We start from the raw sequence: 21,898 nt of genomic DNA, 5'->3' as shown, positions 1-21,898 counted from the left end.
CCGCTCTCGCTCAGAAGGCGGGGTCGGGCAGGCGGTCGTCCGCCGCCAGATTGTCGAACTTGGTGGTCGGACCGTCGAAGTACAGGCGTACTTCGCCGGTCGGGCCATGACGCTGCTTGGCGATGATCACTTCCGCCTTGTGCTGCGCTTCCTGAAACTGTGTCTGCCATCGCTCATAGCGTTCGATGAAATGCCCTTCGTTCTCGTCCTCGCGCTGCTGCGGCTCGCGCAGGTAGTATTCCTTGCGATAGATGAACATCACCACATCGGCGTCCTGTTCGATGGAGCCGGATTCGCGCAGGTCCGAAAGCTGCGGCCGCTTGTCCTCGCGCTGCTCCACCGCCCGTGACAACTGCGACAGGGCAAGAACCGGAACGTCCAGTTCTTTGGCGAGAGTCTTCAGCCCGCGGGAAATCTCGGAGACTTCCTGAACGCGCCCGTCGTTGCGACGGCTGGCGCCGGACTGGATCAGTTGCAGATAGTCAACGACGATCATGTGCAGACCATGGGTCCGTTTCAGTCGACGGGCGCGGGTGCGAATCTGATTGACGGTCAGGGCCGGCGTGTCGTCGATATATAGCGGCAGGCTGGACAGTTCCTGGCTGGCGCGCACCACGCGGTCAAAGTCGTCGTGGTTCATTTCACCACGGCGGATCTTCTCTGACGGCACCGTGCTGACCTCGGCCAGAATACGGGTGGCCAACTGTTCCGATGACATTTCCAGCGAGAAGAACCCGACCACCGCCCCATCCATATGGCGCGTGTCGCCGTGCTCATCGGTCTCCTGGCGGAAAGCCCGCGCCGCGTTATAGGCGATGTTGGTGGCCAGCGCCGATTTTCCCATGCCCGGACGGGCGGCGAGAATCAGCAGGTCCGACGGATGCAAGCCGCCCAGCAGGCGGTCCAGGTCGTTCAGGCCGGTGGCCACGCCGGTCAGCTGGCCTTCCCGCTGAAAGGCGCTCTCGGCCATGGAAATGGCCCGCGTCAGGGTCTCATCGAAGCTGAGAAAACCGCCCTCGCGCTGGCCTTTCTCGCCAAGATCATAAAGCCTCGTTTCGCTTTGCTCGATCTGGTCGGCCGCGGTCGTTTCGATGTCCAGATGAAAGGCGTTGGCGACCATGTCGTCGCCCAGGCTAATCAGTTCGCGCCGCAGATAATGGTCATGCACCGTGCGCGCATAGTCATAGGCGCCGCCGATGGACACCGCATTGTCCACCAGCGCTGCCAGGTAGCGGCTGCCGTCCAGCTCGGCGAAGGATTCGTCGCCATCGAAATAGTCTTTCAGGGTCAGGGCGTCGGCGATCTGACCGCGATCAATCAGCCGGCCGACCGCCTCGAAGATGCGGCCATGGCGGGGATCGGCGAAATGTTCCGGTCGCAGAAACTCGCTGACCCGCTCAAGGGCATTGTTGTTGAGCAGCAAGGCCGCAAGCAACGCCATCTCCGCTTCCAGGTTACGCGGCGGGACGCGCGGCTGGTTGCCGTCCTGCGGTGCGGCAAAGGGAAGGCGGGCAATGTTGTCTGTATCGGCGGGCGGCATGACCGGATGCTAACCGATGCGCGCCAGCGGCGACAGGAGCGAAAGCGTCATTGCCTGTGGAGCGACGAGAAACCCGGGGATAGAATCGTCAGTGGCGTCAGGCGACCGACTGGTTGGCCATTGGTTGATCGCTCATACGTTCGCGTTCCCAGTCCACCATATAGTCGCGGGTCAGGGGCACGGCGGTCTGCTCGCGCGTGATCTGCATCTGAAAGACCATCTGCCCCATGTGGCGGAACGCCACCTCACAGCCGGCCAGGTAGAAATCCCACATGCGACCGAACCGCTCGTCATAGATCTGTTCGATGCGGGCCCGGTTGGCGTTGAACCGGCGGCGCCACTCACGCAGGGTCTTGGCGTAGTGCAGGCGCAGGATCTCGATATCGGTGACCCACAGGCCGGCCCGTTCAAGCGCGCGCAGGGTTTCGCTCAAAGCCGGCGTATAGCCGCCCGGGAAAATGTACTTGCGCAGCCACGGGTTGGTGCCGCCGGGGGGTTCCATGCGGCCAATGGAGTGCAGCAGCATCACGCCGTCCGGTTTCAGCAACTGGCGGACCTTGCGGAAATACTCCAGATAGTGGCCGGCGCCCACATGTTCGAACATGCCCACCGAGACGATGCGGTCGTACTGTCCGGCCTCGTCACGATAGTCCTGCAGCTTGAACCGTACGCGGTCATTCAGCCCCGCATCTTCGGCGCGCCGGTTTGACACTTTGTGCTGCTCTTCCGACAGTGTGACGCCGGTCACGTCGCAGCCGGCGACTTCAGCCAGGTACAGGCCCATGCCGCCCCAGCCGGAGCCGATGTCCAGTACCTTCTGCCCGCGCTCCAGCAGCAGTTTGGCGGCGATGTGCCGTTTCTTGTTGTCCTGGGCAATTTCCAGCGAATCATTGTCACTGGCGAAATAGGCGCAGGAATACTGGCGGTCACGGTCCAGAAACAGGTCGTACAGCGTGTCCGACAGGTCATAGTGGTGGGCCACATTGGTCTTGGCCCGACCCACCGGATTGAACATGTGAATATGACGCGTCAGCCGTTGCAGCAGCGACCAGCCGCCGTGAAATGGCAGGTTGGTTGGCGCCCCCAGATTACGGGCACACAAGTCCAGAAAGCCGTATAGGTCGCCATCCTCCACCGTCAGGCGACCGTCCATATAGGCTTCGCCAACCGCCAGCTTCGGGTTGCGGACAATCCGCCATTCCGTCGCCCGGTCGGCCAGACGGATGGTCGCCGTCGGTCCGGGCCGGCTGCCTTCGAAGACACGCCGTTTTCCGGCATGGTCCACGACCTCAAGCCGCCCCACGCTGATCAACCGCTTCAGCACTGTATCGAGCATGACCGCCGAGACCTCCCTCTTGACGGCAAGCGCAACGCGGCGGCTCAGCCGCCGGAGGCAGCCTCCTCCGAGCTTTCGCCAGTCAGCGCGTCAACCGGCGACTCATGCTCGCCACCGCCTGTCGCGCTATCCCCGTCACCGGTGCCGGATGCTTGGAAGGCGGCTTCCGCGGCCTCGCGCACCTCTTCGGCTTCGCTCAGATCGGCGCGCGTCACGGCGCCACCCCGTTCGCGCTGCATCACCGCTTCTTCTGTGCTCATGGCTACATTGGCTGTCATCGTGACGATGACTTCCGGGTGGAGCACGACCCGCACCGGATGCAGGCCAAGGGTCTTGATGGGCTTTTCCAGGCGCACCCGGCTGCGCTCGACGCGGGTCCCCAGGGCGGATGCCCCCTCGGCAATATCACGGGCGTTGACCGAGCCATACAACTGCCCTGAATCGCCGGCCTGCCGGATCAGGATCAGCTCCTTGCCGTCAATGGTCTTGGCGGTTTGGCTCGCAATGTCGCGCGCCTCGGCGTTGGATTTCTCGATTTCTGCCCGCTGTGTCTGGAAATAGGCCAGATTGTCAGAGGTGGCGCGCAGCGCCTTCTTCTGCGGCAGCAGGAAGTTGCGGGCGAAGCCGGACTTGACGTTGACGACGGCGCCAATCTCGCCAAGCTTCTCGACCCGTTCCAGCAGGATGATCTGCATGTTCTGATCTCCCCCGTGCTACTGCACGGAATAGGGCAAGAGGGCCAGGAAACGCGCCCGCTTGATTGCCTGCGCCAGCGCCCGCTGCTTCTTGGCCGAAACCGCGGTGATGCGACTGGGGACGATCTTGCCACGCTCTGAAACGAAGCGCTGCAACAACTTGACGTCCTTGTAGTCGATCACCGGCGCATTGGCGCCGGAGAAGGGGCACGTCTTGCGGCGACGGAAAAACGGCCGCCGACCGCCGAACCCACCGCGTGCGTTACTCATGACTCATCTCCCGAGCTGCGCCGGCGCGGCCTGTCGTCATCATCGTCGCTGCGGCTGCGCCGCGGCCGTTCGTCGTCGCCATCATCGCTGCGGCTGCGCCGCGGGCGATCATCGTCGCGGTCATCGCCACGCCGTCCGCCCGGCCGCGCGCCGCGGTTCTGCAGCATGGCCGACGGTTCGGTGTTGAGGGCATCAAGACGGATCGTCAGATGACGGATGATATCCTCGTTCAACCGCATCTGGCGGTCGAGTTCTTCAATCGCCGCGTGCGGCGCCTCTATGTTCATCAGCACATAGTGGCCTTTGCGGTTTTTCTTGATCCGGTAGGCGAGGTTTTTCAGACCCCAGCTTTCGGTCCCGGCGACGGCGCCGCCATTGCCGGTCACCACCGCGGACATCGCCTCGGTCAGGCTGTCAACCTGGCCCTGCGATACGTCCTGTCGGGCGATGAAGACGCACTCGTAGTAAGACAAATCCCGTACCCCTTATGGCTGTTCAGTGGATCGGCGCTGTGGCGGAGGGTCTGTGTTCCGGAACAAACCGAATACAGACCCGGTGCTCAGCCGCCCGACCCTAGCCGGCCCATGCCGGCAAGGAGGGGCACGGAACCTGCCACAGGCCCGTGTCCGTGGCAAGCGGCGCGCCGTGTAGAAGGCCTCTATCGGGCGCCGTTGGGGCCATCGGCGGGGACGGGTGACAGGGGCGGCGGCCAGGCGCTAGACAGCAGGGGCCGGACACGGTCGCCGGCGGCCGCCATGTACGCTGGAGATTGCACCTTGGGCGCCTTCGCATTCGTCTTTCCGGGCCAGGGCAGCCAGGCCGTCGGCATGGGGCAGGACCTTGCTGCCGCCTTTGCGGCGGCGCGCATGGCCTTCGAGGAAGTGGACGACGCCCTGGGCGAACGCCTGTCCCGGCTGATCGCCGAGGGACCGGAAAGCGACCTGCAGCTCACGCGCAATACCCAGCCCGCCCTGCTCGCCGCCAGCATGGCTGTGGTACGCGCGCTTGAAGGCGAGCTTGGCCGACCGCTCGGTCAGGCGGCGACCTGTGTCGCCGGCCACTCGTTGGGGGAATATACCGCGCTGACGGCGGTTGCCGCCCTGTCTCTTGGCGATGCGGCTCGTTTGCTGCGCCAGCGCGGCGACGCCATGCAACAGGCCGTTCCCGCCGATGCCGGCGCCATGGCCGCCATTCTCGGCCTCGATCTCGCCGCCGTTGAAAATCTCGCCGCCGATGCCGCCCGCGCGGCGGGTGCCGGCCTGGTCTGCGAGGTGGCCAACGACAATACGCCCGACCAGATCGTCGTCAGCGGCGACCGTCTGGCGGTGGAGCAGGCCATTGTCCTGGCCGGCGAACGAGGCGCTCGCCGGGCGGTGCCCCTGCCGGTCAGCGCGCCCTTTCATTGCCGGCTCATGGCCCCGGCGGCGGAGGTCATGGACGCTGCGCTGGCGGCGGTGGCTCTTTCGCCATTGGCCGCGCCGCTGATCGCCAACGTCACGGCCCAGGCCGTCACCCAGCCGTCGCTGGTTCGCGACCTGCTGGTCCGCCAGGTGACCGGCCGAGTGCGCTGGCGAGAGAGTGTTGCGGCGCTGCGTGCCGCCGGCGTGGACACCGTTGTCGAACTGGGTCCGGGCCGGGTTCTGTCCGGTCTGGTGCGCCGCTGTGATCGTGATCTGACGGTCGCCAGCGCAGCCGATCCGGCTTCACTGGATGGCGTACTCAAGCTGCTTGGTTAAGGGGGGAAGACCCATGACATTCGATCTCACAGGCCGGGTGGCCCTGGTGACCGGCGCATCCGGCGGCATTGGCGGAGCCATCGCCCGTGACCTTGTGGCCGGTGGCGCCCGCGTCGTGGTCTCCGGCACCCGCCATGCCGCGTTGCAGGCGCTGGCCGCCGATCTCGGCGACAGCGCGGTCGTGGCGCCGTGTGATCTGTCGGACATGGCGGCGGTGGACGCCCTGCCGGCGCAGGCCGCCCAGGCCGCCGGTCAGGCGATTGATATCCTGGTCAACAATGCGGGCATCACGCGGGACAATCTGGCGATGCGCATGAAGGACGAGGAATGGGACACCGTCCTGCAGGTCAACCTGACCGCCGGCTTTCACCTGGCGCGCGCCTTGTTGCGGGGCATGCTGAAGGCGCGTTGGGGACGCATCATCTCCATCACTTCGGTGGTCGCCGCCACCGGCAATGCGGGCCAGGCGAACTATGCCGCGGCCAAGGCCGGCGTCACCGGTCTGACCAAGGCTCTCGCCCAGGAAGTGGCGGCGCGTCAGATCACGGTCAATTGCGTCGCGCCGGGCTTCATCAGGACGGCCATGACCGATGGCCTTGGCGAAGACCGTACCGCGGCCTTGCTGTCGGCAATTCCCGCCGGGCGTCTCGGCCAGCCGGAAGACGTGGCTGGCGCGGTTCGCTTTCTGGCCAGCGAGCAGGCCGCCTACATCACTGGCCAGACCCTGCACGTCAATGGCGGCATGGCGATGATCTGATGGCCCGGCCGGGCCCTGACACGGGCCTGTCGCCGGGGGTGGCATGACGCTGGCCACGGTGAAATAACTATGATAAAGCCAGCCGCGGCGTCTGGTGGCGGACACCTTTACCGTTCGTTGCAGGAACAGGACGCTTTCATTTTCGACCAGCCGCAGGAATGACAGATTTCTCCGGCTCTTGTTTTGGGGACATGGCATCAGATGAGTGACGTCTCGGATCGCGTGAAGAAAATCGTCGTCGAACATCTTGGGGTTGATGAGTCCAAGGTAACGGAAAGCGCCAGCTTTATTGACGACCTCGGGGCGGACAGCCTCGACACCGTCGAGCTGGTGATGGCCTTCGAGGAAGAGTTCGGCTGCGAGATTCCGGACGAGGCCGCGGAGAAAATCGTTACCGTCAAGGACGCCATCACCTATATCGACAGCAACGCCGGCTGATCGCGCCGCGCGTCGCGTGTCGCGCATCATGGTTCGACTCACCCAGATTCGGTTCGGGCGACCCGTAGAAATGGCCGGGCCGTGAGGCGCGTCGTTGTTACGGGTCTGGGCATGGTCACGCCTCTGGCCGCCGGGGTCGAGGCGACCTGGCAACGCCTGATTGCCGGCGAAAGTGGCATCCGCGCCATTGAAACGTTCGACGTGTCGGATATTGCCTCGAAGATCGCCGGCCTGGTGCCGACCGGTGACGGGCCGGGGCTGTTCAATCCCGACAGCGCCATGCCGGCGCATGAACGCCGCCGCCTGGATACCTTCATCGTCTACGCCATGGCGGCCGCCGTCGAGGCGGTGGAAGATTCAGGCTGGGCGCCACAGGACGAGCCGTCGCGAGAGCGAACCGGCGTTCTTATCGGCTCCGGAATCGGTGGCCTGCCGGTCATCTATGAAGGGTCCATCACGCTCTATGAGCGCGGGCCGCGGCGTATCAGCCCCCATTTCATCCCCTCGGCCCTGATCAATCTGGCAGCCGGCCATGTGTCGATCCGCTATGGCTTTAAGGGGCCTAATCACGCGGTGGTCACCGCCTGCTCCACCGGCGCCCACGCCATCGGCGATGCCGGCCGGCTGATCGCCCTGGATGACGCCGATGTCATGGTGGTTGGCGGAACGGAAGCCGCCGTCTGCCGGCTTGGCCTGGCCGGCTTCGCCGCCGCTCGCGCCCTGTCCACCCGCTACAATGACGAGCCGACCCGCGCCTCCCGGCCGTGGGACCAGGGTCGTGACGGTTTCGTCATGGGCGAGGGTGCTGGCATCATCGTGCTGGAGGAGCTGGAGCACGCCCGTGCCCGCGGCGCCAAAATCTATGCGGAGTTGACCGGCTACGGCATGTCCGGTGATGCCTATCACGCGACGGCGCCGGCGGAGGATGGCAGCGGCGGATTCCGCTCCATGTCTGCGGCCCTCAAGCGGTCGGGCCTGCGGCCGCAGGACATCGACTATATCAACGCTCATGGCACCTCCACGCCAAAAGGCGACGAGGTGGAGCTGGGGGCGATCAAGCGCCTGTTTGGCGACCACGCCTACACGCTGTCCATGTCGTCCACCAAGTCGGCCATCGGCCATCTTCTGGGTGCGGCCGGCAGCGTCGAGGCGATTTTCTCCATTCTCGCTATGAAGCATGGCATCGTGCCGCCGACCCTCAACCTGGAAGACCCGTCGCCTGGATGTGACATAGATCTGGTGCCGCTGGTGGCGAAAAAGCGCACCGTCCGCCATGTGCTGTCCAACTCCTTCGGGTTCGGTGGCACCAACGCTTCGCTGATCTTCAGCCCCTGCGTTTAGGGCGACGGCGTCGCCAGATGACCCGCCGGTCCGCTGTTGTCCTGGCTTCTGGTCTCCTTCTTCTTATTGTCGTCGCTGTCGCTGGCTGGGCCTGGCGTGGCTGGGTCGCCCCGGGACCGCTGGATCGCCACGTGCAGGTCGTGGTGCCGGCCGGCGCCGGCTTGGGCGAAATCGCCCGCCACCTGGCCGACGCCGGCGTCATCCGCAGCCCCCTCACATTCACACTCGGTGTTCGATCCAGCGGCCTCGCCCGTGTGCTGCAGGCTGGTGAGTATGCGTTTGGGCCGGACATATCCGCCCGCCAGGCGGCGCGCCTGATCGCGTCCGGCCGGATCGTGGTCCGCCAGTTCACCCTGCCCGAAGGCCTGACCACCACCGCCGCCGCCGCCCTCCTCAGCGCCGCGCCGGGGCTGGTCGGACCGCTGGAGCGGTCGGCCCTGCCCGAGGGAATGCTGCTGCCGGAAACCTACAATTATGTCTGGGGTGATTCGGCCAATGGCATGGCCGGCCGGATGGTCGCCGCCATGTCGGCGCTGCTCGATACCCTGTGGGTGTCCCGCGCCCCCGACCTGCCGTTGGAGTCGCCGTGGCAGGCGGTAATCCTTGCCTCCATCGTCGAGCGTGAGACCGCCCGTGACGGCGAGCGGCCGCTGGTCGCCAGCGTGTTCATCAACCGTCTGCGCCGCAACATGCGGCTGCAGGCCGACCCGACCGTGGCTTACGCTCTGGCCGGGCCCGATGGCCTATTGGACAGACCGCTCAGTCGCGCCGACCTGACCGTCGATTCGCCCTACAACACCTATCGAGTGCGCGGCCTGCCGCCGGGACCCATCGCCAATCCCGGCCGCGCGGCCCTGCAGGCGGTCATGCAGCCGGCGGAGACCGATTTTCTCTACTTCGTCGCCGACGGCGCCGGCGGTCATCTCTTTGCCGCCACCCTGGCGGAGCATAATCGCAACGTCCGCCGTCTGCGCGCGTTGCAGGCCGGTGACGGGGCAGGGGAGAACGACCAGGTGGAGGACGGCGCGCCATGACGGCCCCACCCCTGTCCGGCATGACCGGGTTCGCGGAGGAAGGCGGCGCGGCCGGTGCCGTCGTCTGGTTATGGCAGGCGAAAAGCGTCAATGGCCGCGGTCTCGACCTGCGCTGCCGCCTGCCGGGCGGTCTCGACCGGCTGGAGGCGGAGGTGCGCCGCCGGGCCCAGGCGCGCTTCAGCCGTGGCGCTGTCAGCCTGAACCTTCGTCTGGAGCGGCAGGACGAGGCGCCGGCTTATGTGATCAACCGCTCCTGGCTTGACCATTTGATTGGCCTGGCCGGCGACTATCCTGGCCGCGTTGGCGATGGGCCGCCACGGCTGGAGGCCTTGCTGGCGGTTCCCGGCGTGGTGGTCAGCGCCGCCGGCGGATCTGTCCCGGACGATATTTCAGACGATGTGCTGCTGGCTGGTCTCGACCACGCTCTGGACGGCCTTGTCGCCGCCCGTCTGGCCGAAGGTGCCGCCCTGGCGGCGGTGCTCGGTCGGCTGCTCGATGATATTGCGGCGCTGGTGACGGCGGCCGGTGCGGCGGCGGAATGCCAGCCTGAGGCCATGCGTCGGGTGCTGGCGCGGCAGCTTGCTGATTTGCTGGCCGCCGGCGCCGGCGATTCCGCCATTGACCCGGATCGCGTGGCTCAGGAACTGGCGCTTTTGGCGGTGAAAGGCGACGTGCGGGAGGAACTGGACCGGCTTGCTGCCCATATCGCCCAGGCCCGTGACCTTGTGGACGGCGGCGCGCCGGCCGGCCGCCGGCTGGACTTCCTTTGTCAGGAGTTTAATCGCGAGGCCAACACCCTGTGCGCCAAGGCACAGACCACGGAACTTACCGCCATCGGTCTCGACCTCAAGCAGGCGGTGGATCGCCTGCGCGAGCAGGCCCAGAATGTGGAGTAAGGCTACGCCCCCACCGTCGCCGGCGCGGCGCCCGGGGTGGAGGGGTGGTGCAGGCGACGAGATATGCACGCCCACCGGTCGCGGGACATAGGGATGCAGAGGCACAGGCGATGGCGATAAAACGGCGTGGCCTGATGCTGGTCCTGTCTTCCCCGTCCGGAGCCGGCAAGACGACGCTGTCACGCGCTCTTCTCGCCCAGGAACCCGGCCTGGAGATGAGCGTTTCGGCGACGACCCGGCCGCCGCGCCCGTCGGAAGTGGACGGCCGCGACTATCATTTCATGGACCGGGTCGCTTTCAACCTGATGCTCAACCGGCGGCAGTTTCTGGAGTCCGCCAAGGTCTTCGGTCACTACTACGGGACGCCACAGGAGCCGGTCGCCGCCGTGCTCGCCGCCGGCCACGACGTACTGTTCGACATTGACTGGCAGGGCACCCAGCAGTTGGCGGAGAATGCCCGTGAGGACCTGGTCAGTATCTTCATCCTGCCGCCGTCGCTCACCGCCCTGGAAGAGCGGTTGCAGAGCCGGGCCCAGGATCCGGCCGAAGTGGTTGCCGAGCGCATGGGGCGGGCCGCCGACGAAATGAGCCACTGGGCCGAATATGACTATGTGATCGTCAATGATGATTTCGCCGCCTGTCTGCGTGACGTGCGCGCGATTCTACATGCGGAGCGTCTGAAGCGGGAGCGCCAAAGCGGTTTGTCGGACTTCGTAAGAAAACTCAGAACAGGCCATTAACATACTAATCTAAAGTCTTTTTTTCCATTTCTTCGATGCGCCGCGCCAGGGCGCAGAACTGCTCGACGCTGAGACTCTCCGCCCGTGCCTGCGGGTCAATGGCGAGGCTCTCCAGCAGCGCTGTAGGCGCCGCCACCAGCCCGCTCAGAGAGCGCCGCAGCATCTTGCGCCGGCCGCCAAAGGCGGCCGCGGTGACGCGCTGCAGCACCTCCGGGTCAGCCGCCGCCAGCGGCGCCGGGCGCATGGTCAGGCGCACCACGGTGGAGGTTATTGCCGGCCGCGGCACGAAGGCACTCGCGTCCACATCGAACAAAAGCTGCACCTCGGCCAGCCACTGGGCCAGCACACTCAGACGGCCGTAGGTGCGGTTGCCCGGCGGTGAGGCCAGGCGCATGGCCACCTCCCGCTGAAACATCAGGACCAGGCGGTCCCATACCGGGCCCTGGCGCAGCCAGCCGATCAGCAGCGGCGTCGCCACGTTGTAGGGCAGGTTGGCGATTATGATCCGCGGTGCGGGTGCCAGCGTGCTGAGGTCCAGACGAAGAGCGTCACCATGGTGGACTTCCAGACGCCCGGCGGCGGCCTCCACCAGCGGCTCCAGGGCGGCCAGGCAGCGCGGGTCGGTCTCCACGGCAATAATACGCCGCGCCCCGCTTTCAACCAGGGCGCGGGTCAGGCCGCCGGGTCCGGGGCCCACCTCCACCACCGACACATCGCGAAGATCGCCGGCGGCGCGGACGATGCGCCGGGTCAGGTTGAGGTCAAGAATGAAGTTCTGGCCGAGGCCGCGCCGCGCCGCCAGGCCATGGCGGGCGATAACCTCGCGCAGCGGCGGCAACGCCGCCACAGCGGCGGCGGGATCGTTGTTCACTATGGGCTCAACACCGGCTCACCACCGGCTCACGGTGCTGCTGCCGGTGCCGGTTGTGCGGCGCGGGCGCGGGCCATGTCGGCGGCCAGGCGCAGGGCCGCCACCAGGCTGCCGCGATGGGCGATAGCCCGGCCGGCAATGTCGAACGCCGTGCCGTGGTCCGGTGAGGTGCGGACAATGCCGATCCCCAGAGTCGTATTGACCCCACCGTAAAAATCTAATGTTTTCAAAGGTATTAAGGCCTGGTCATGATACATTGTCAGAACCGCGTCATAGCGCTCTCTGGCGGCTTCGTGGAACAGGCTGTCGGCCGGCCATGGACCGCTGACCTGCCAGCCCTCTGCCGCCAGCGCGGCCACCGCCGGGGCGATAATGCGTCGCTCCTCGTCGCCCAGCGCGCCATCTTCGCCGGCATGGGGGTTGAGCCCGGCGACGGCCAGCCTGGGCTCCGCAATGGCGAAATCCCGTCGCAACGCCTCTGCCACCACCCGGCCGGCATGGACGATGTCCGCCTGGCGCAAACTGTCTGCCACCTGCCGCAGCGCCAGATGAATGGTCACCGGCGCCACCCGCAGGCCGCCGCCGACCAGCAGCATGACCGGTTTGCCGCCGCACAACTGGCCCAGATATTCCGTATGGCCGGGAAAGCCAAAGCCGGCGTCGTACAGGGTCTTCTTGTGGATCGGCAAGGTCACCAGGGCCCGCGCCTCGCCGCTCAGACAGTAGGCGGCGCCCCGGCGGATGGCCTCCACCACCGCCGCGCCGTTGGCCGGGTCCGGGGTGCCGGGGGTCGCCGGCCGGGCCAGCGGGCAGGTCAGCACCGGCAGGGCGGTGGCAAAGGTCCGGTTCACCTGATCCGGGCTTTCCACCGGCTGCAACGGCAGGTCCGCCAGGCCTATGCGCCGGGCCAGGCCGGCCAGGTGAGCGCCGTCCGCCAGCAGCGCAAAGGGGGGCAGGGACGCCCGCTCATGCTGCCAGGCCTGTAGAGCCAGCTCGGGCCCGATACCCGCCGGGTCGCCCATACTGACAACGATGGAACGCGGCGTGTGCGGGCCGGTCATGGCGTCTCTCGCCGGCCTACAGGCGGACTTCGATGAAGGCGGCCTGGCGCAGGTCGCGCAGATAGCTGGCCGCCGACAGGCCCAGCCGCTCCAGGAACAATTGCTGGCTGACCTGGGTGCGCGCGGCGGTATCCCCGACCTCCTGCCGGTCGCACAAGGCGACCAGCATGACACCGTTTTCCACCTCCACCGGCTGGCTCACCTGGCCGGGCTCAAGGCTGGCCACCAGATCGCTCATGGCCGGGTTGAGGTCGCGCATCGCCAGGGTGGTCGGCGCTGCCGGCGCACTGGCACCCATTTCGCCGGCCACCGCCGCCAGATCATCGCAGCCGGCGATAGTCTGGCTGAGCTGGGTGCCCAGGGCCAACTGACTGCTGCGCTCTGCCTCATCCGCATCGCCCGCCAGTGGCAGAACCATCTGCCGCAGGGTCACTTCAATGCCGCCCGGATCCGGCGCATCCACTGTCCGACGGTCGGCGATGGCCAGCAGATAGAGGCCCTCGCGCGTTTCGATCGGGCCGGCGATCTGGCCTGGTTCGGCGGCCTGGATCACCTGATCCAGCGCCTGGCTGAGGTCACCCGGCAGAACCCAGCCGATTTCGCCGCCCACCGCCACCGTGGCGCTGTCGGAGAATTGCCGGGCGACGGACGTGAAATTGGCGCCGTCGCGCAATTGCTGGGCCAGCCGGTTGGCCAGGATGCGTAACTCGGTGCGATCTTCGCCGGCGTCAAAGCGCAAAAAAATCTCATAGACATGGCTCTGCGTTTTGCCGCTGGCCTTGTTCAGGCGCTCCAGAACCGCATCAATTTCCTCATCACCGATCTGGATCGAATCGCGAAAGCGCAGCCTCACCAGCTTGTCCCATAGAATGCTGCTGGTCAGTTGCTGCACGAGGGCGTCCTTTGGTACGCCGTTGGCGGCGAGAAACTCGTCAAACGCCTCGACCGGAACGCGGTTCTGCTCGCGGATGATGGCCAGCGCCCGCTCGATTTCTTCCGGCCGGACGGAAATCCCGCGGCTGCGCGCCTCCTGCGCCTGCAGTCGTTCGTCGATAAGCTGACGCAGTACGCGCGGCGCCAGCTCGTCGCGAACCTCCGCCGTGTTGGGCAGCCGTGATGCAGCCAGCGCCACGCGGAGGCGACCGTTCAGGTCATACAGGGACACCACCTGATCGTTGACCACGGCGGCGATGCCGAGAAGCTCCTGCGCCTGCGCCGCGCCACGCCCGCCGCCTGCCGACCACAACGGGCCCGCCGCCGACAGAGCCAGCAGGACCACCCCGGCCAGCGCCGCGGCGAGCAGCCGGCCTAACCGCGCAGGCGCTCTCCTGCCGTCAATTCCCGCCTGTGGTTGTGATCCTGCCATCACGCCTCTCTCGTATGCACTGGACGGGCGATCATACGTGCGCGCCGAACCCGTCACCATGCCGGGCTCGCGGCCGTGTGTCCGGCGCCGTTCCGCGATTTCGCCAGCAACGCCTAGAAGATCCGCCGGCTCTCATACCCTGTGCCGGCAAACCCCGTGCCGGCCCCGGCCTAGAACGAGCTTTTTGGCGCGACCTGGCCAAGGTGCTTGAAAACAATCCGCACGAACAGCGTATCGTCCGGCTGCAGGTCACGGTCAACCGTGAAGTTGCGGTCCAGCGACAGCTCCATCTGATAGCACTCGTCCTGATAGATCGCGCCCAGGCCGCTGCTCAGCGATCCACCATCATCCACCAGCGAGCGGCGATGGCGCACGAACACCGACCAGTAATCGTTGAGGCCTGCGATCATGGACGCGGACAGCTCTTCCCGATCCTGAAAACCACTTTGTGAATCAGCATCATAGAAGCCATAACTGATACTGGTTCTAAGGCGCGACGGGCCGAAAGTGGTAAGCAGTTCACTGCGTCGGGCGGTCAGGTCGTCCTTATTGAAGCGCGCCCGATAGGTGATATCGGCGATGCCCGGCAGGTTGAAGTTGACCCGTCCCACCACGTCCGAGACGTGGTCTGACAGGCCCGAGACCTCAGAGAACACCGAGTCTTCGTGCAGGCGGTATGACTGGCCGACCAGGGCGGTGGCGCTGGCGCCGCTGTCGGCATATACGCCATAGCGCAGGCCATAATTGGCGCGCGGGCCGGTCTCGACCCGGTCAAATCCGGGAAACCGGTTGTCGGAGAACAGGTTGGCCGCCGAATATTCGAAGGCCAGACTGTCCTCGTTGGGTATTTCCGATGAATTGCCGCCGGTTGGCGCCATGATGACCTCGGCGATCGGTTCGAATACCTCTCGCACGGCCGGCCGTCGCCGGACAAAGGGATAGCGCCATTCCAGACTGACCTGTGGAAAGACCCGGCCCGCGAATCCCTCGCCCGTGCGCGTCGGATCGTCGGCATTGACCACGCCGGCGGCGTGATAGGCGTCGGCTCGTATATCAGCGCGCAGGGTATAGATGTCGCCGGCCGGCGCCGTGTACGGCAGGGCGACCCCGCCACGCAGGGCCAGGCGGCGGCTGTCGGTGCCGTCATCGCGCTCCAGAACCAGCAGATTGGCGTCGCCTTCGGTCCGCAGGCCAAGCCGCCCGGGAGTCCCTACATGACGATAGTCCAGGACCGGCAGGATGACCGGAATCGTGTCCGGGTCATCGCCTGCCCGCAGCCCCTGGTAGAAGAATGTGTTGGCTGCTGCGTAGTTGCGACCGCGGAACCCTTCCACGAACGCGTTGCTGGTCAGGGATTGCTCGGCAGTAAGGTTGCCCAGCCTGTAGCGCCGCAAGTAGGTATCGTCGGTCGACCGGTTGGCGTCGAAGCCCCAGCGCCACGTGTCGTCTATGGCAAAGCGGCCGGTGCTTTCCACATGACCGCGAAATTCGCTACCGGGTACGCGCGCATTGCCTTCCAGCCGGTCCGGGTTGGTTGCCGAACTGTTGACTGTCAGAAACCCGTTGTCGAAGGTCTGGCGATACTCGCCCTGCATCACCGGCGCCACGTCGGAATAGTAGATCGGCGCGAAGGTGGCGTCCTTGTCGCCGGCAATGGCCCAGTAATACGGCACTTCAATACCGCTGCCGAGGGTTTCGGAACTGCGGTATGTGGGCGCCAGAAAGCCTGATTTGCGGTCCACGGTCGGGTCCGGGTGGCTGAAATAGGGGGTGTAGAACACCGGAACGCCGTAGATTTCCATGAATGCATGGTTGTAGGTGATCTGCTGGGCCGTCTGGTCGTGGGTCACCGTGCGGGCGGTGATCTGCCACAGGGGTGCGCGTTCCGGCGCCTCGGCGCACAGTTCGCACGGCGAAAACACGGCCCGGCGAAAGCGTGTGCGGTTGCCGCTGCTGCGCACACCCGAATGGGCGGCGATACGGGTGCGATCACTCATCAGGACGCGGATCTGCTCGACCAGCCCTTCCTGCAGGTCACGGGTCAGCACCACGCGCTCGGCGAACAGGACGTCGCCGCTGGGCTCGACCAGGCTGACATTGCCGGTTGCCGTCACCGTGTCGCTGCCGCGGTCATAGGCCACGATGTCGGCCAGCAGGATGCGTGGGCCGAAGGCAATCTCCACATTGCCGATGGCGCGGATCACGTTGTTGTCCTGGTCAAAGACAACTTCATCCGCCGTCAGCAGGGCCTCGTCGGGGGCCAGCTGGGCGTGGGCCGCGCCGCCATCTGACAGGACCGCCGCTACCAGCACGACGGCTGCCAGACCCGTGGCGCAAAGCCACCTCTGGGCTCGCCGGCGGGTTTTGGCGCGCCACCTCCCGGCGATCATCGTCGGGCCGCCGCCCGCGCCGGCCTCAGCCATCTTCCATGTGAATCAGCAGGGAGCCGCCGAGCAGGGCGGTGAACAGGGCCGGCGCCCACGCTGCCAGAGGTACCGGCACCGCCTGTGACAGGCCCAGGGCAAAGACGATGTCGGAGCCGAAATAGATGACGAAGCCTGCGGCAATACCGGCGCCGATCAGCAGTAGAACGCCGCCCTGGCGTGACGGTCGCATGGAAAAGGCGCCGGCCAGCAGCACCATCGCCGCCAGCATGAACGGGCTGGAGGCCAGGCGATTCCATTCCAGACGATGACGCAGGGCCGGCAGCCCGGCTTTCTGCATGGTGTCGATAAAGCCCGGCAGGTCCCAGAACGAGATGGTTTCCGGTGATGAAAAGCTGTCCATGATGCGGTCTGACGTCAGTTCCGTCGCCAGCACATAGGTTGCCACCTGGCGTGCCGGCTCGTTCGGCGTCGCCACCACCGCGTCCACCAGTCGCCATTGGCCGTCCTCCAGGGCGCCGCTGCGGGCGTCAACCCGGCCAATGAAGCGACCCGTGGCGTCGTAGCGGAACAGGGTCACATTGACCAGCCGCATATCCGCCCCCGGCGGCACCGGCGTGTGCAGAATAGCCTCGCCACCGGCTTCCGCCTGGCGCAGCCACAGGCCGTTGCCGGTGAGGGTCAGCGCGCTCGCACCGCTTTCCAGCAGGCGGCTCTCGACGGCCTCGAAACGAGCCTGCATGGAGGCCGCCAGTGGATTGACGAAGCCCAGCTTGGCCGCGCCCAGCGCCACCGCCACGGCCATCGCCGGCAGCATGAACTGCCAGGCCGAAACGCCGGAGGCGCGGACGATCACCAGCTCATGGTGCCGCGACAACCGGGCAAATGCCGCCATGGCGCCGAACAGCACCGCAAAGGAGATGATTTCCTGCAGCATGGTCGGTGCCTTGAGCAGCGCCATGGCAAAGACCAGGCCGACGCCGACGTCGCTGCGGCTAGCCGCCCGCCGCAGCAGCTCGACCGTGTCGAACAGAAAGACCACGGCCAGCAGCACCCCGGCGACCAGAGCGATCCACAGCAGAACCTGGCGCGCGATATAGAAGGACAGGGTGCCCGACAGCCTCATGCCCGGCGGTCCCCGGCCTGGCCGGGCCGGCGCGGCTGGCGCGGCCGGATATCAGCGTCGGCGCGCGGGCAGCGGGGGAAAGGGGGCAGGTTCAAGTGCATGGCGGCGCATATTAAGCAGTCGGCGGGTAAAAGCGGAACAGCAAGGTTAACGGCAGGACGTTAATCACCGGTTGGTGTGCGGTGGCAAACCGTGCCGGGATTGCCACGACCCGGCATCGGGGCGGGGTGGGGCCGGTTGCCGCATGTCCTCCCTTTCCACACAATGCGGCGGTTGGGCCAACGCCGGAGCGGTGTTGGAACAGCCTAGGAAACGCCCGATTTGCGGCGACCTCGCCGCGTCGGCACTTGGGGAGGGGTTTGCCATGGAAATCACCATCACGCCGGCGGTCACGCCGCAGTCCGGGACGCTGGTTCTTTGTGTCGGTGACGGTGGCCGGCTCGGACCGGAGGCGCGCGACCTGGACCGCACGCTGGATGGCCGGATCAGCGCCGCCATGGCGGCGTGGGACAAGGCCGGCGCCAAGGGCAAGCTCTTCGACATCCCGGCGCCGTCCGGCACCGAGCTCAAACGGATCATTCTCGCCGGCCTCGGCGCCGCCGGCGACATCAACGACACCGGCATGGAGGCTTTGGGCGCCAATCTGGTGGATGGCCTCAATAAGCGGCGTGATGGCCAGGCTACGGTCCTCCTGCCGGAACGGCGCGGCCGCTTCGACAGCGCCCACATGGCGGCCCACCTGGCCTTTGGTGCGCGGCTCCAGTCCTACCGCTTTGACCGCTACCGTACGCGGCTCAGTGATGACAAGAAACCAACCCTGCAAAGCCTTGATATAGCGCTGAAAGGTCCAGCCTCTGCGCGCCGTCACTTTGACCGGTTGTCGGCCATCGCCGACGGCGTTTTTCTGACCCGCGATGTGGTCAGCGAGCCGCCGAACGTGCTCTATCCGGAATCCTATGCGGAGCGGTTGCTGGACCTGCGCAAGGACGGCTGCAAGGTCCAGGTGCTGGATGAGACGGCCCTGCGCAAGCTTGGCATGCACTCCCTTCTCGGCGTCGCTCAGGGCAGCGCCCGGCCGGGCCGGGTGGTCATCATGGAATGGCATGGCGCGGCGAAAACCCAGGCGCCGCTTGCCTTCATCGGCAAGGGAGTCACCTTCGACACCGGCGGTATCTCGCTGAAGCCCGGCCCCGGCATGGACATGATGAAGTGGGACATGGGCGGCTCAGGCACCGTCGTCGGGCTGATGCGGGCGCTGGCCCGGCGTAAGGCGAAGGTCAACGCGGTTGGCATTGTCGGCCTGGTGGAGAACATGCCCGACGGCAACGCCCAGCGGCCGGGCGACATCGTCTCCTCCATGTCCGGCCAGACCATCGAGATTCTCAATACAGACGCTGAGGGCCGGTTGGTCCTGTGCGATGTGCTGACCTACGCCCAGCAAAAATATAAGCCGGCCCTGATGGTGGACCTTGCCACCCTGACCGGCGCCATCCTGGTTGCGCTGGGCGCCCCTTATGCGGGCCTGTTCAGCAATGATGATCGCCTGTCCGGCCAGTTGTCGCGAGCCGGCGAGGCGGTGGAAGAGCGCGTCTGGCGTCTGCCGCTCAGCGATGCCTATGACCGGGAGATCGACTCCAAAGTGGCTGACGTGAAGAACATCGCCGCCAACCGCAATGCCGGCTCCATCGTCGCCGCCCAGTTCCTGCAGCGGTTTGTGGACAAGGGCGTGCCCTGGGCGCATTTGGATATTGCCGCCGTCGCCTGGTCTGACAAGGCGCGGCCGACGGTGCCGTCCGGTGCTACGGGCTGGGGTGTGCGCCTGCTCGACCGGCTGGTGGCCGACAACTACGAGAAATAGGCCCGACCGATGGTGGAGGCGGGATTGGCGGTGGAGGTCCGGTTCTATCACCTGACCCGGACGGCCCTGGAACAGGCCTTGCCGGAGGTTCTGGAAAAGGTCATCGCCCGCGGCTGGCGGGCGGTGGTCCTGACGGGTTCGCCAGAGCGTGCCGAGGCGCTCAGCCACGCCCTCTGGACCCATGGCCGGGACTCGTTTCTGCCCCATGGAACGGCGCGGGACGGCGCAGCGGCGGCGCAGCCCGTGTGGATAACGCCAGAGGACGAAAACCCCAACCAGGCCAGTGTGCTGATTGTCACCGATGGGGCTGACAGCCGGTTGGACGGTTATGCGCTGCGTTGCGAGTTCTTCGACGACCGCGACGAGGCCGCTGTCGCCGTCGCCCGCCAGCGCTGGCGTGACTGCACCGCGGCCGGGCGGACGGTTCAGTACTACCGCCAGTCGGCCAGCGGCTGGGAGTCTGTCAGCGACGACCGCTGAGGGTCTTGGTGTGGTCGGCTCTGGCTTCCACCTGTTCCAGCAGCGCCAGCCACTGGGCTTCGGCCTTGGCCAGTTTCGCCGACACCTCTGCCGCTTGCTGCGCCAACTGCGCCATGGTGCTGCCATCCCTGTGGTGTCGGGGATCGGCCAGCGCTGCCGCCAGCTCGTTTTTCTGCCGGTTAAGGGCGCTTACCGCTGTTTCCGCTGTCTCCGCCTGGCGTTTGAGGGCCTGGACTGAGGCACCGGCCGGCGTCCCTTTGGCCCGCTGGTTGTCCGCTTTGCGTCTGGACCGGTCGCGCCGTCCCTCCGCCGCTACCTGCCCCAGCGAACGGGCATAGGTCGCCAGATCGTCCGCATAGGGACGGCACGCGCCATCGGCCACCAGCCACAGGCGGTCGGCCACCAGATCAACCAGATGGGGGTCATGACTGATCAGCACCACCGCGCCTTCAAAGGCGTTCAGTGCCTGAACCAGAGCGTCGCGGCTGTCCAGATCCAGATGGTTGGTGGGCTCGTCGAAAATAAGCAGATGAGGCTCGGCCGCCGACGCCATGGCCAGCAGAACACGGGCCCGCTCGCCGCCTGACAGATTGCCCACCTTTGTTTCCGCTCGCCCCTGGGTCAGGCCGAAACGGCCGAGATGGGCGCGCAGCCGGGTGGGATCGTCGCGCGGTCGCAGCCGCGCCAGATGGGTCACCGCTGTTGTGCGGTCGTCCAGGCTGTCGGCCTCGTCCTGGGCCAGATAGCCGACCTGCAGCTTGCCGGGGCGGATGACCTCGCCGGACAGGGGCGCCAGTTGGCCGGCCAGCAGGCGGGCCAGCGTCGTCTTGCCATTGCCGTTGGCGCCCAGCAGGGCGACCCGGTCGTCCGGCTCCAGACGCAACGACAGGTGTTCCAGGACCGGCTTGCCGCCATAGCCGACACTGACATCGTCCAGCGCCAGGATCGGCGGCGACAAAGGTCTGGGTTGGGGAAAATCGAAGCGGACGTCGCCGGCTTCCACCAGCGGTGTTGGGTCGCCCAGTTTTTCCAGGGCCTTCAGGCGACTTTGCGCCTGCCGGGCCTTGCTTGCTTTGTAGCGGAAGCGCTCCACAAAGGCCTCCATATGGGCCTTTGCCTTGGCCACCCGCTCGGCCTCGCGGCCGACGGTCAGACGCTCTTCCCGGCGAATGCGTTCGAAAACGGAGAATCCGCCGCCATACAGCTTCAGCTTGCCGCCCTCCAGCAGCAGGGTGCGGTCGGTGGCCCGCTCCAGCAAACGGCGGTCGTGGCTGACCATCAGCACAGTGTGGGGATAGCGGGCCAGATGCCCCTCCAGCCACAGGGCGGCCTCAAGGTCCAGATGGTTGGTGGGCTCGTCCAGCAGCAGCAGGTCGGGCTCGGCGAACAGCGCCGCCGCCAACGCCGCGCGCATACGCCAGCCGCCGGAATACTCCGCCAGCGGCCGGGCTTGTGCCGCTTCGTCGAAGCCCAGGCCGGCCAGGATGCGCGCCGCCTGCGCCGGTGCCGCGTGGGCGCCGGTCTCCACCAGACGGGCATGGGCATCGGCCGCCGCCAGCGGATTACTTTGGTCGTCGGCCTGGGCCATCAGGCGCGCCCGCTCGGCGTCGCCGGCCAGAACCATCTCGCGCGGGGTCAGCCGTGGGTCGGGCAGGCGCTGAGCCACGGTGCCGATGCGACTGCGGCGCGGCATGGTGATCTCACCGGCCTCCGGCTGTATCTGGCCCAGGATCAGGGACAGCAGCGTGGTCTTGCCGGTGCCGTTGCGACCGACGAAGCCGATTCTGTGGCCGGCCGGGAGGCTGACCGAGGCGTGGTCCAGCAGCAACCGCTCGCCGAAGCGGAACGTGAGGTCTCTCAGTTCGATCATCGGCCGGTCAGGTCCGCTGGCGGCGCGGGCGGGCTGGCCAGCCGCCCTTGTTCGCCCGGGATACGGCCGATATAAGGCCGCCACCCGGTCCCCCTGCCG

At 66.6% G+C, this 21,898-nt stretch carries 19 protein-coding genes and 1 pseudogene; 9 read left to right on the top strand and 11 right to left on the bottom strand.

All coding sequences use genetic code 11. From position 1 onward, the window contains the following. Positions 1-10 precede the first annotated feature (10 nt). The 5 genes and pseudogenes from RIE31_02560 to rpsF all read right to left on the bottom strand — a co-directional run bounded on the left by RIE31_02560 (position 11) and on the right by rpsF (position 4,314). Complete coding sequence (locus tag RIE31_02560) at positions 11-1,540, bottom strand: replicative DNA helicase (GenBank protein MEQ8639483.1); 1,530 nt, start codon at positions 1,538-1,540, stop codon at positions 11-13. A gap of 97 nt (positions 1,541-1,637) precedes the next feature. Then, positions 1,638-2,876, bottom strand: a complete 1,239-nt coding sequence (locus RIE31_02555) for a cyclopropane-fatty-acyl-phospholipid synthase family protein (GenBank protein ID MEQ8639482.1) — start codon at positions 2,874-2,876, stop codon at positions 1,638-1,640. A 182-nt stretch (positions 2,877-3,058) separates the two neighbouring features. Further along, a pseudogene (gene rplI, locus RIE31_02550) lies at positions 3,059-3,571 on the bottom strand (50S ribosomal protein L9). Between the two features lie 18 nt (positions 3,572-3,589). Beyond that, positions 3,590-3,841, bottom strand: a complete 252-nt coding sequence (gene rpsR / locus RIE31_02545; protein MEQ8639481.1) for a 30S ribosomal protein S18 — start codon at positions 3,839-3,841, stop codon at positions 3,590-3,592. Next, positions 3,838-4,314: a 30S ribosomal protein S6 gene (rpsF, locus tag RIE31_02540; GenBank protein MEQ8639480.1), complete on the bottom strand. Its 477-nt coding sequence runs from the start codon at positions 4,312-4,314 to the stop codon at positions 3,838-3,840. The genes rpsR and rpsF overlap by 4 nt, the downstream gene beginning before the upstream one ends. 303 nt (positions 4,315-4,617) lie before the next feature. Between rpsF and fabD the strand changes: the two genes are divergently transcribed. The 7 genes from fabD to gmk all read left to right on the top strand — a co-directional run bounded on the left by fabD (position 4,618) and on the right by gmk (position 10,783). Further along, entirely contained in the window at positions 4,618-5,577 is a 960-nt protein-coding gene (gene fabD, locus RIE31_02535; protein MEQ8639479.1) for an ACP S-malonyltransferase, read from the top strand. Between the two features lie 13 nt (positions 5,578-5,590). Further along, positions 5,591-6,334, top strand: coding sequence for a 3-oxoacyl-[acyl-carrier-protein] reductase (gene fabG, locus RIE31_02530; protein ID MEQ8639478.1), 744 nt, complete (start codon positions 5,591-5,593; stop codon positions 6,332-6,334). A 201-nt stretch (positions 6,335-6,535) separates the two neighbouring features. Then, positions 6,536-6,772, top strand: coding sequence for an acyl carrier protein (locus tag RIE31_02525; GenBank protein MEQ8639477.1), 237 nt, complete (start codon positions 6,536-6,538; stop codon positions 6,770-6,772). 81 nt (positions 6,773-6,853) lie between these two features. After that, positions 6,854-8,113, top strand: coding sequence for a beta-ketoacyl-ACP synthase II (fabF, locus tag RIE31_02520; protein MEQ8639476.1), 1,260 nt, complete (start codon positions 6,854-6,856; stop codon positions 8,111-8,113). Positions 8,114-8,130: 17 nt separating this feature from the next. Then, complete coding sequence (gene mltG / locus RIE31_02515) at positions 8,131-9,147, top strand: endolytic transglycosylase MltG (GenBank protein ID MEQ8639475.1); 1,017 nt, start codon at positions 8,131-8,133, stop codon at positions 9,145-9,147. Further along, positions 9,144-10,043 carry a YicC/YloC family endoribonuclease gene (locus tag RIE31_02510; GenBank protein MEQ8639474.1) on the top strand — a complete coding sequence of 300 codons (900 nt, stop codon included), beginning with the start codon at positions 9,144-9,146 and terminating at the stop codon, positions 10,041-10,043. The genes mltG and RIE31_02510 overlap by 4 nt, the downstream gene beginning before the upstream one ends. 110 nt (positions 10,044-10,153) lie before the next feature. Next, positions 10,154-10,783, top strand: a complete 630-nt coding sequence (gmk, locus tag RIE31_02505; GenBank protein ID MEQ8639473.1) for a guanylate kinase — start codon at positions 10,154-10,156, stop codon at positions 10,781-10,783. A gap of 4 nt (positions 10,784-10,787) precedes the next feature. On the opposite strand, the gene rsmA is transcribed toward gmk, so the two are convergent. The 5 genes from rsmA to lptG form a co-directional block, all read right to left on the bottom strand. Continuing rightward, entirely contained in the window at positions 10,788-11,654 is an 867-nt protein-coding gene (gene rsmA / locus RIE31_02500; protein MEQ8639472.1) for a 16S rRNA (adenine(1518)-N(6)/adenine(1519)-N(6))-dimethyltransferase RsmA, read from the bottom strand. A gap of 29 nt (positions 11,655-11,683) precedes the next feature. After that, positions 11,684-12,715, bottom strand: coding sequence for a 4-hydroxythreonine-4-phosphate dehydrogenase PdxA (pdxA, locus tag RIE31_02495; protein ID MEQ8639471.1), 1,032 nt, complete (start codon positions 12,713-12,715; stop codon positions 11,684-11,686). Positions 12,716-12,731: 16 nt separating this feature from the next. Continuing rightward, positions 12,732-14,081: a peptidylprolyl isomerase gene (locus tag RIE31_02490; protein ID MEQ8639470.1), complete on the bottom strand. Its 1,350-nt coding sequence runs from the start codon at positions 14,079-14,081 to the stop codon at positions 12,732-12,734. Positions 14,082-14,251: 170 nt separating this feature from the next. Beyond that, on the bottom strand, positions 14,252-16,393 hold the full coding sequence (gene lptD / locus RIE31_02485) for an LPS assembly protein LptD (GenBank protein MEQ8639469.1): 2,142 nt from the start codon (positions 16,391-16,393) through the stop codon (positions 14,252-14,254). 103 nt (positions 16,394-16,496) lie between these two features. Further along, the gene (gene lptG, locus RIE31_02480; GenBank protein MEQ8639468.1) at positions 16,497-17,591 is read right to left on the bottom strand and encodes an LPS export ABC transporter permease LptG; all 1,095 of its coding nucleotides are present in this window, start codon (positions 17,589-17,591) and stop codon (positions 16,497-16,499) included. 364 nt (positions 17,592-17,955) lie between these two features. Between lptG and RIE31_02475 the strand changes: the two genes are divergently transcribed. Together RIE31_02475 and RIE31_02470 are read left to right on the top strand one after the other, a co-directional pair. Next, complete coding sequence (locus RIE31_02475) at positions 17,956-19,449, top strand: leucyl aminopeptidase (GenBank protein MEQ8639467.1); 1,494 nt, start codon at positions 17,956-17,958, stop codon at positions 19,447-19,449. Positions 19,450-19,458: 9 nt separating this feature from the next. Next, positions 19,459-19,929: a DNA polymerase III subunit chi gene (locus RIE31_02470; protein ID MEQ8639466.1), complete on the top strand. Its 471-nt coding sequence runs from the start codon at positions 19,459-19,461 to the stop codon at positions 19,927-19,929. Here the strand turns inward: RIE31_02470 and RIE31_02465 are convergent. Beyond that, entirely contained in the window at positions 19,913-21,799 is a 1,887-nt protein-coding gene (locus RIE31_02465) for an ABC-F family ATP-binding cassette domain-containing protein (protein ID MEQ8639465.1), read from the bottom strand. The two genes, RIE31_02470 and RIE31_02465, sit on opposite strands and share 17 nt — an antisense overlap. Positions 21,800-21,898: the final 99 nt, after the last annotated feature.

It is taken from the genome of Alphaproteobacteria bacterium (genome assembly GCA_040218575.1).
GTDB lineage: Bacteria > Pseudomonadota > Alphaproteobacteria > JAVJRE01 > JAVJRE01 > JAVJRE01.
This window is presented reverse-complemented; position numbering and strand designations above follow the sequence as displayed.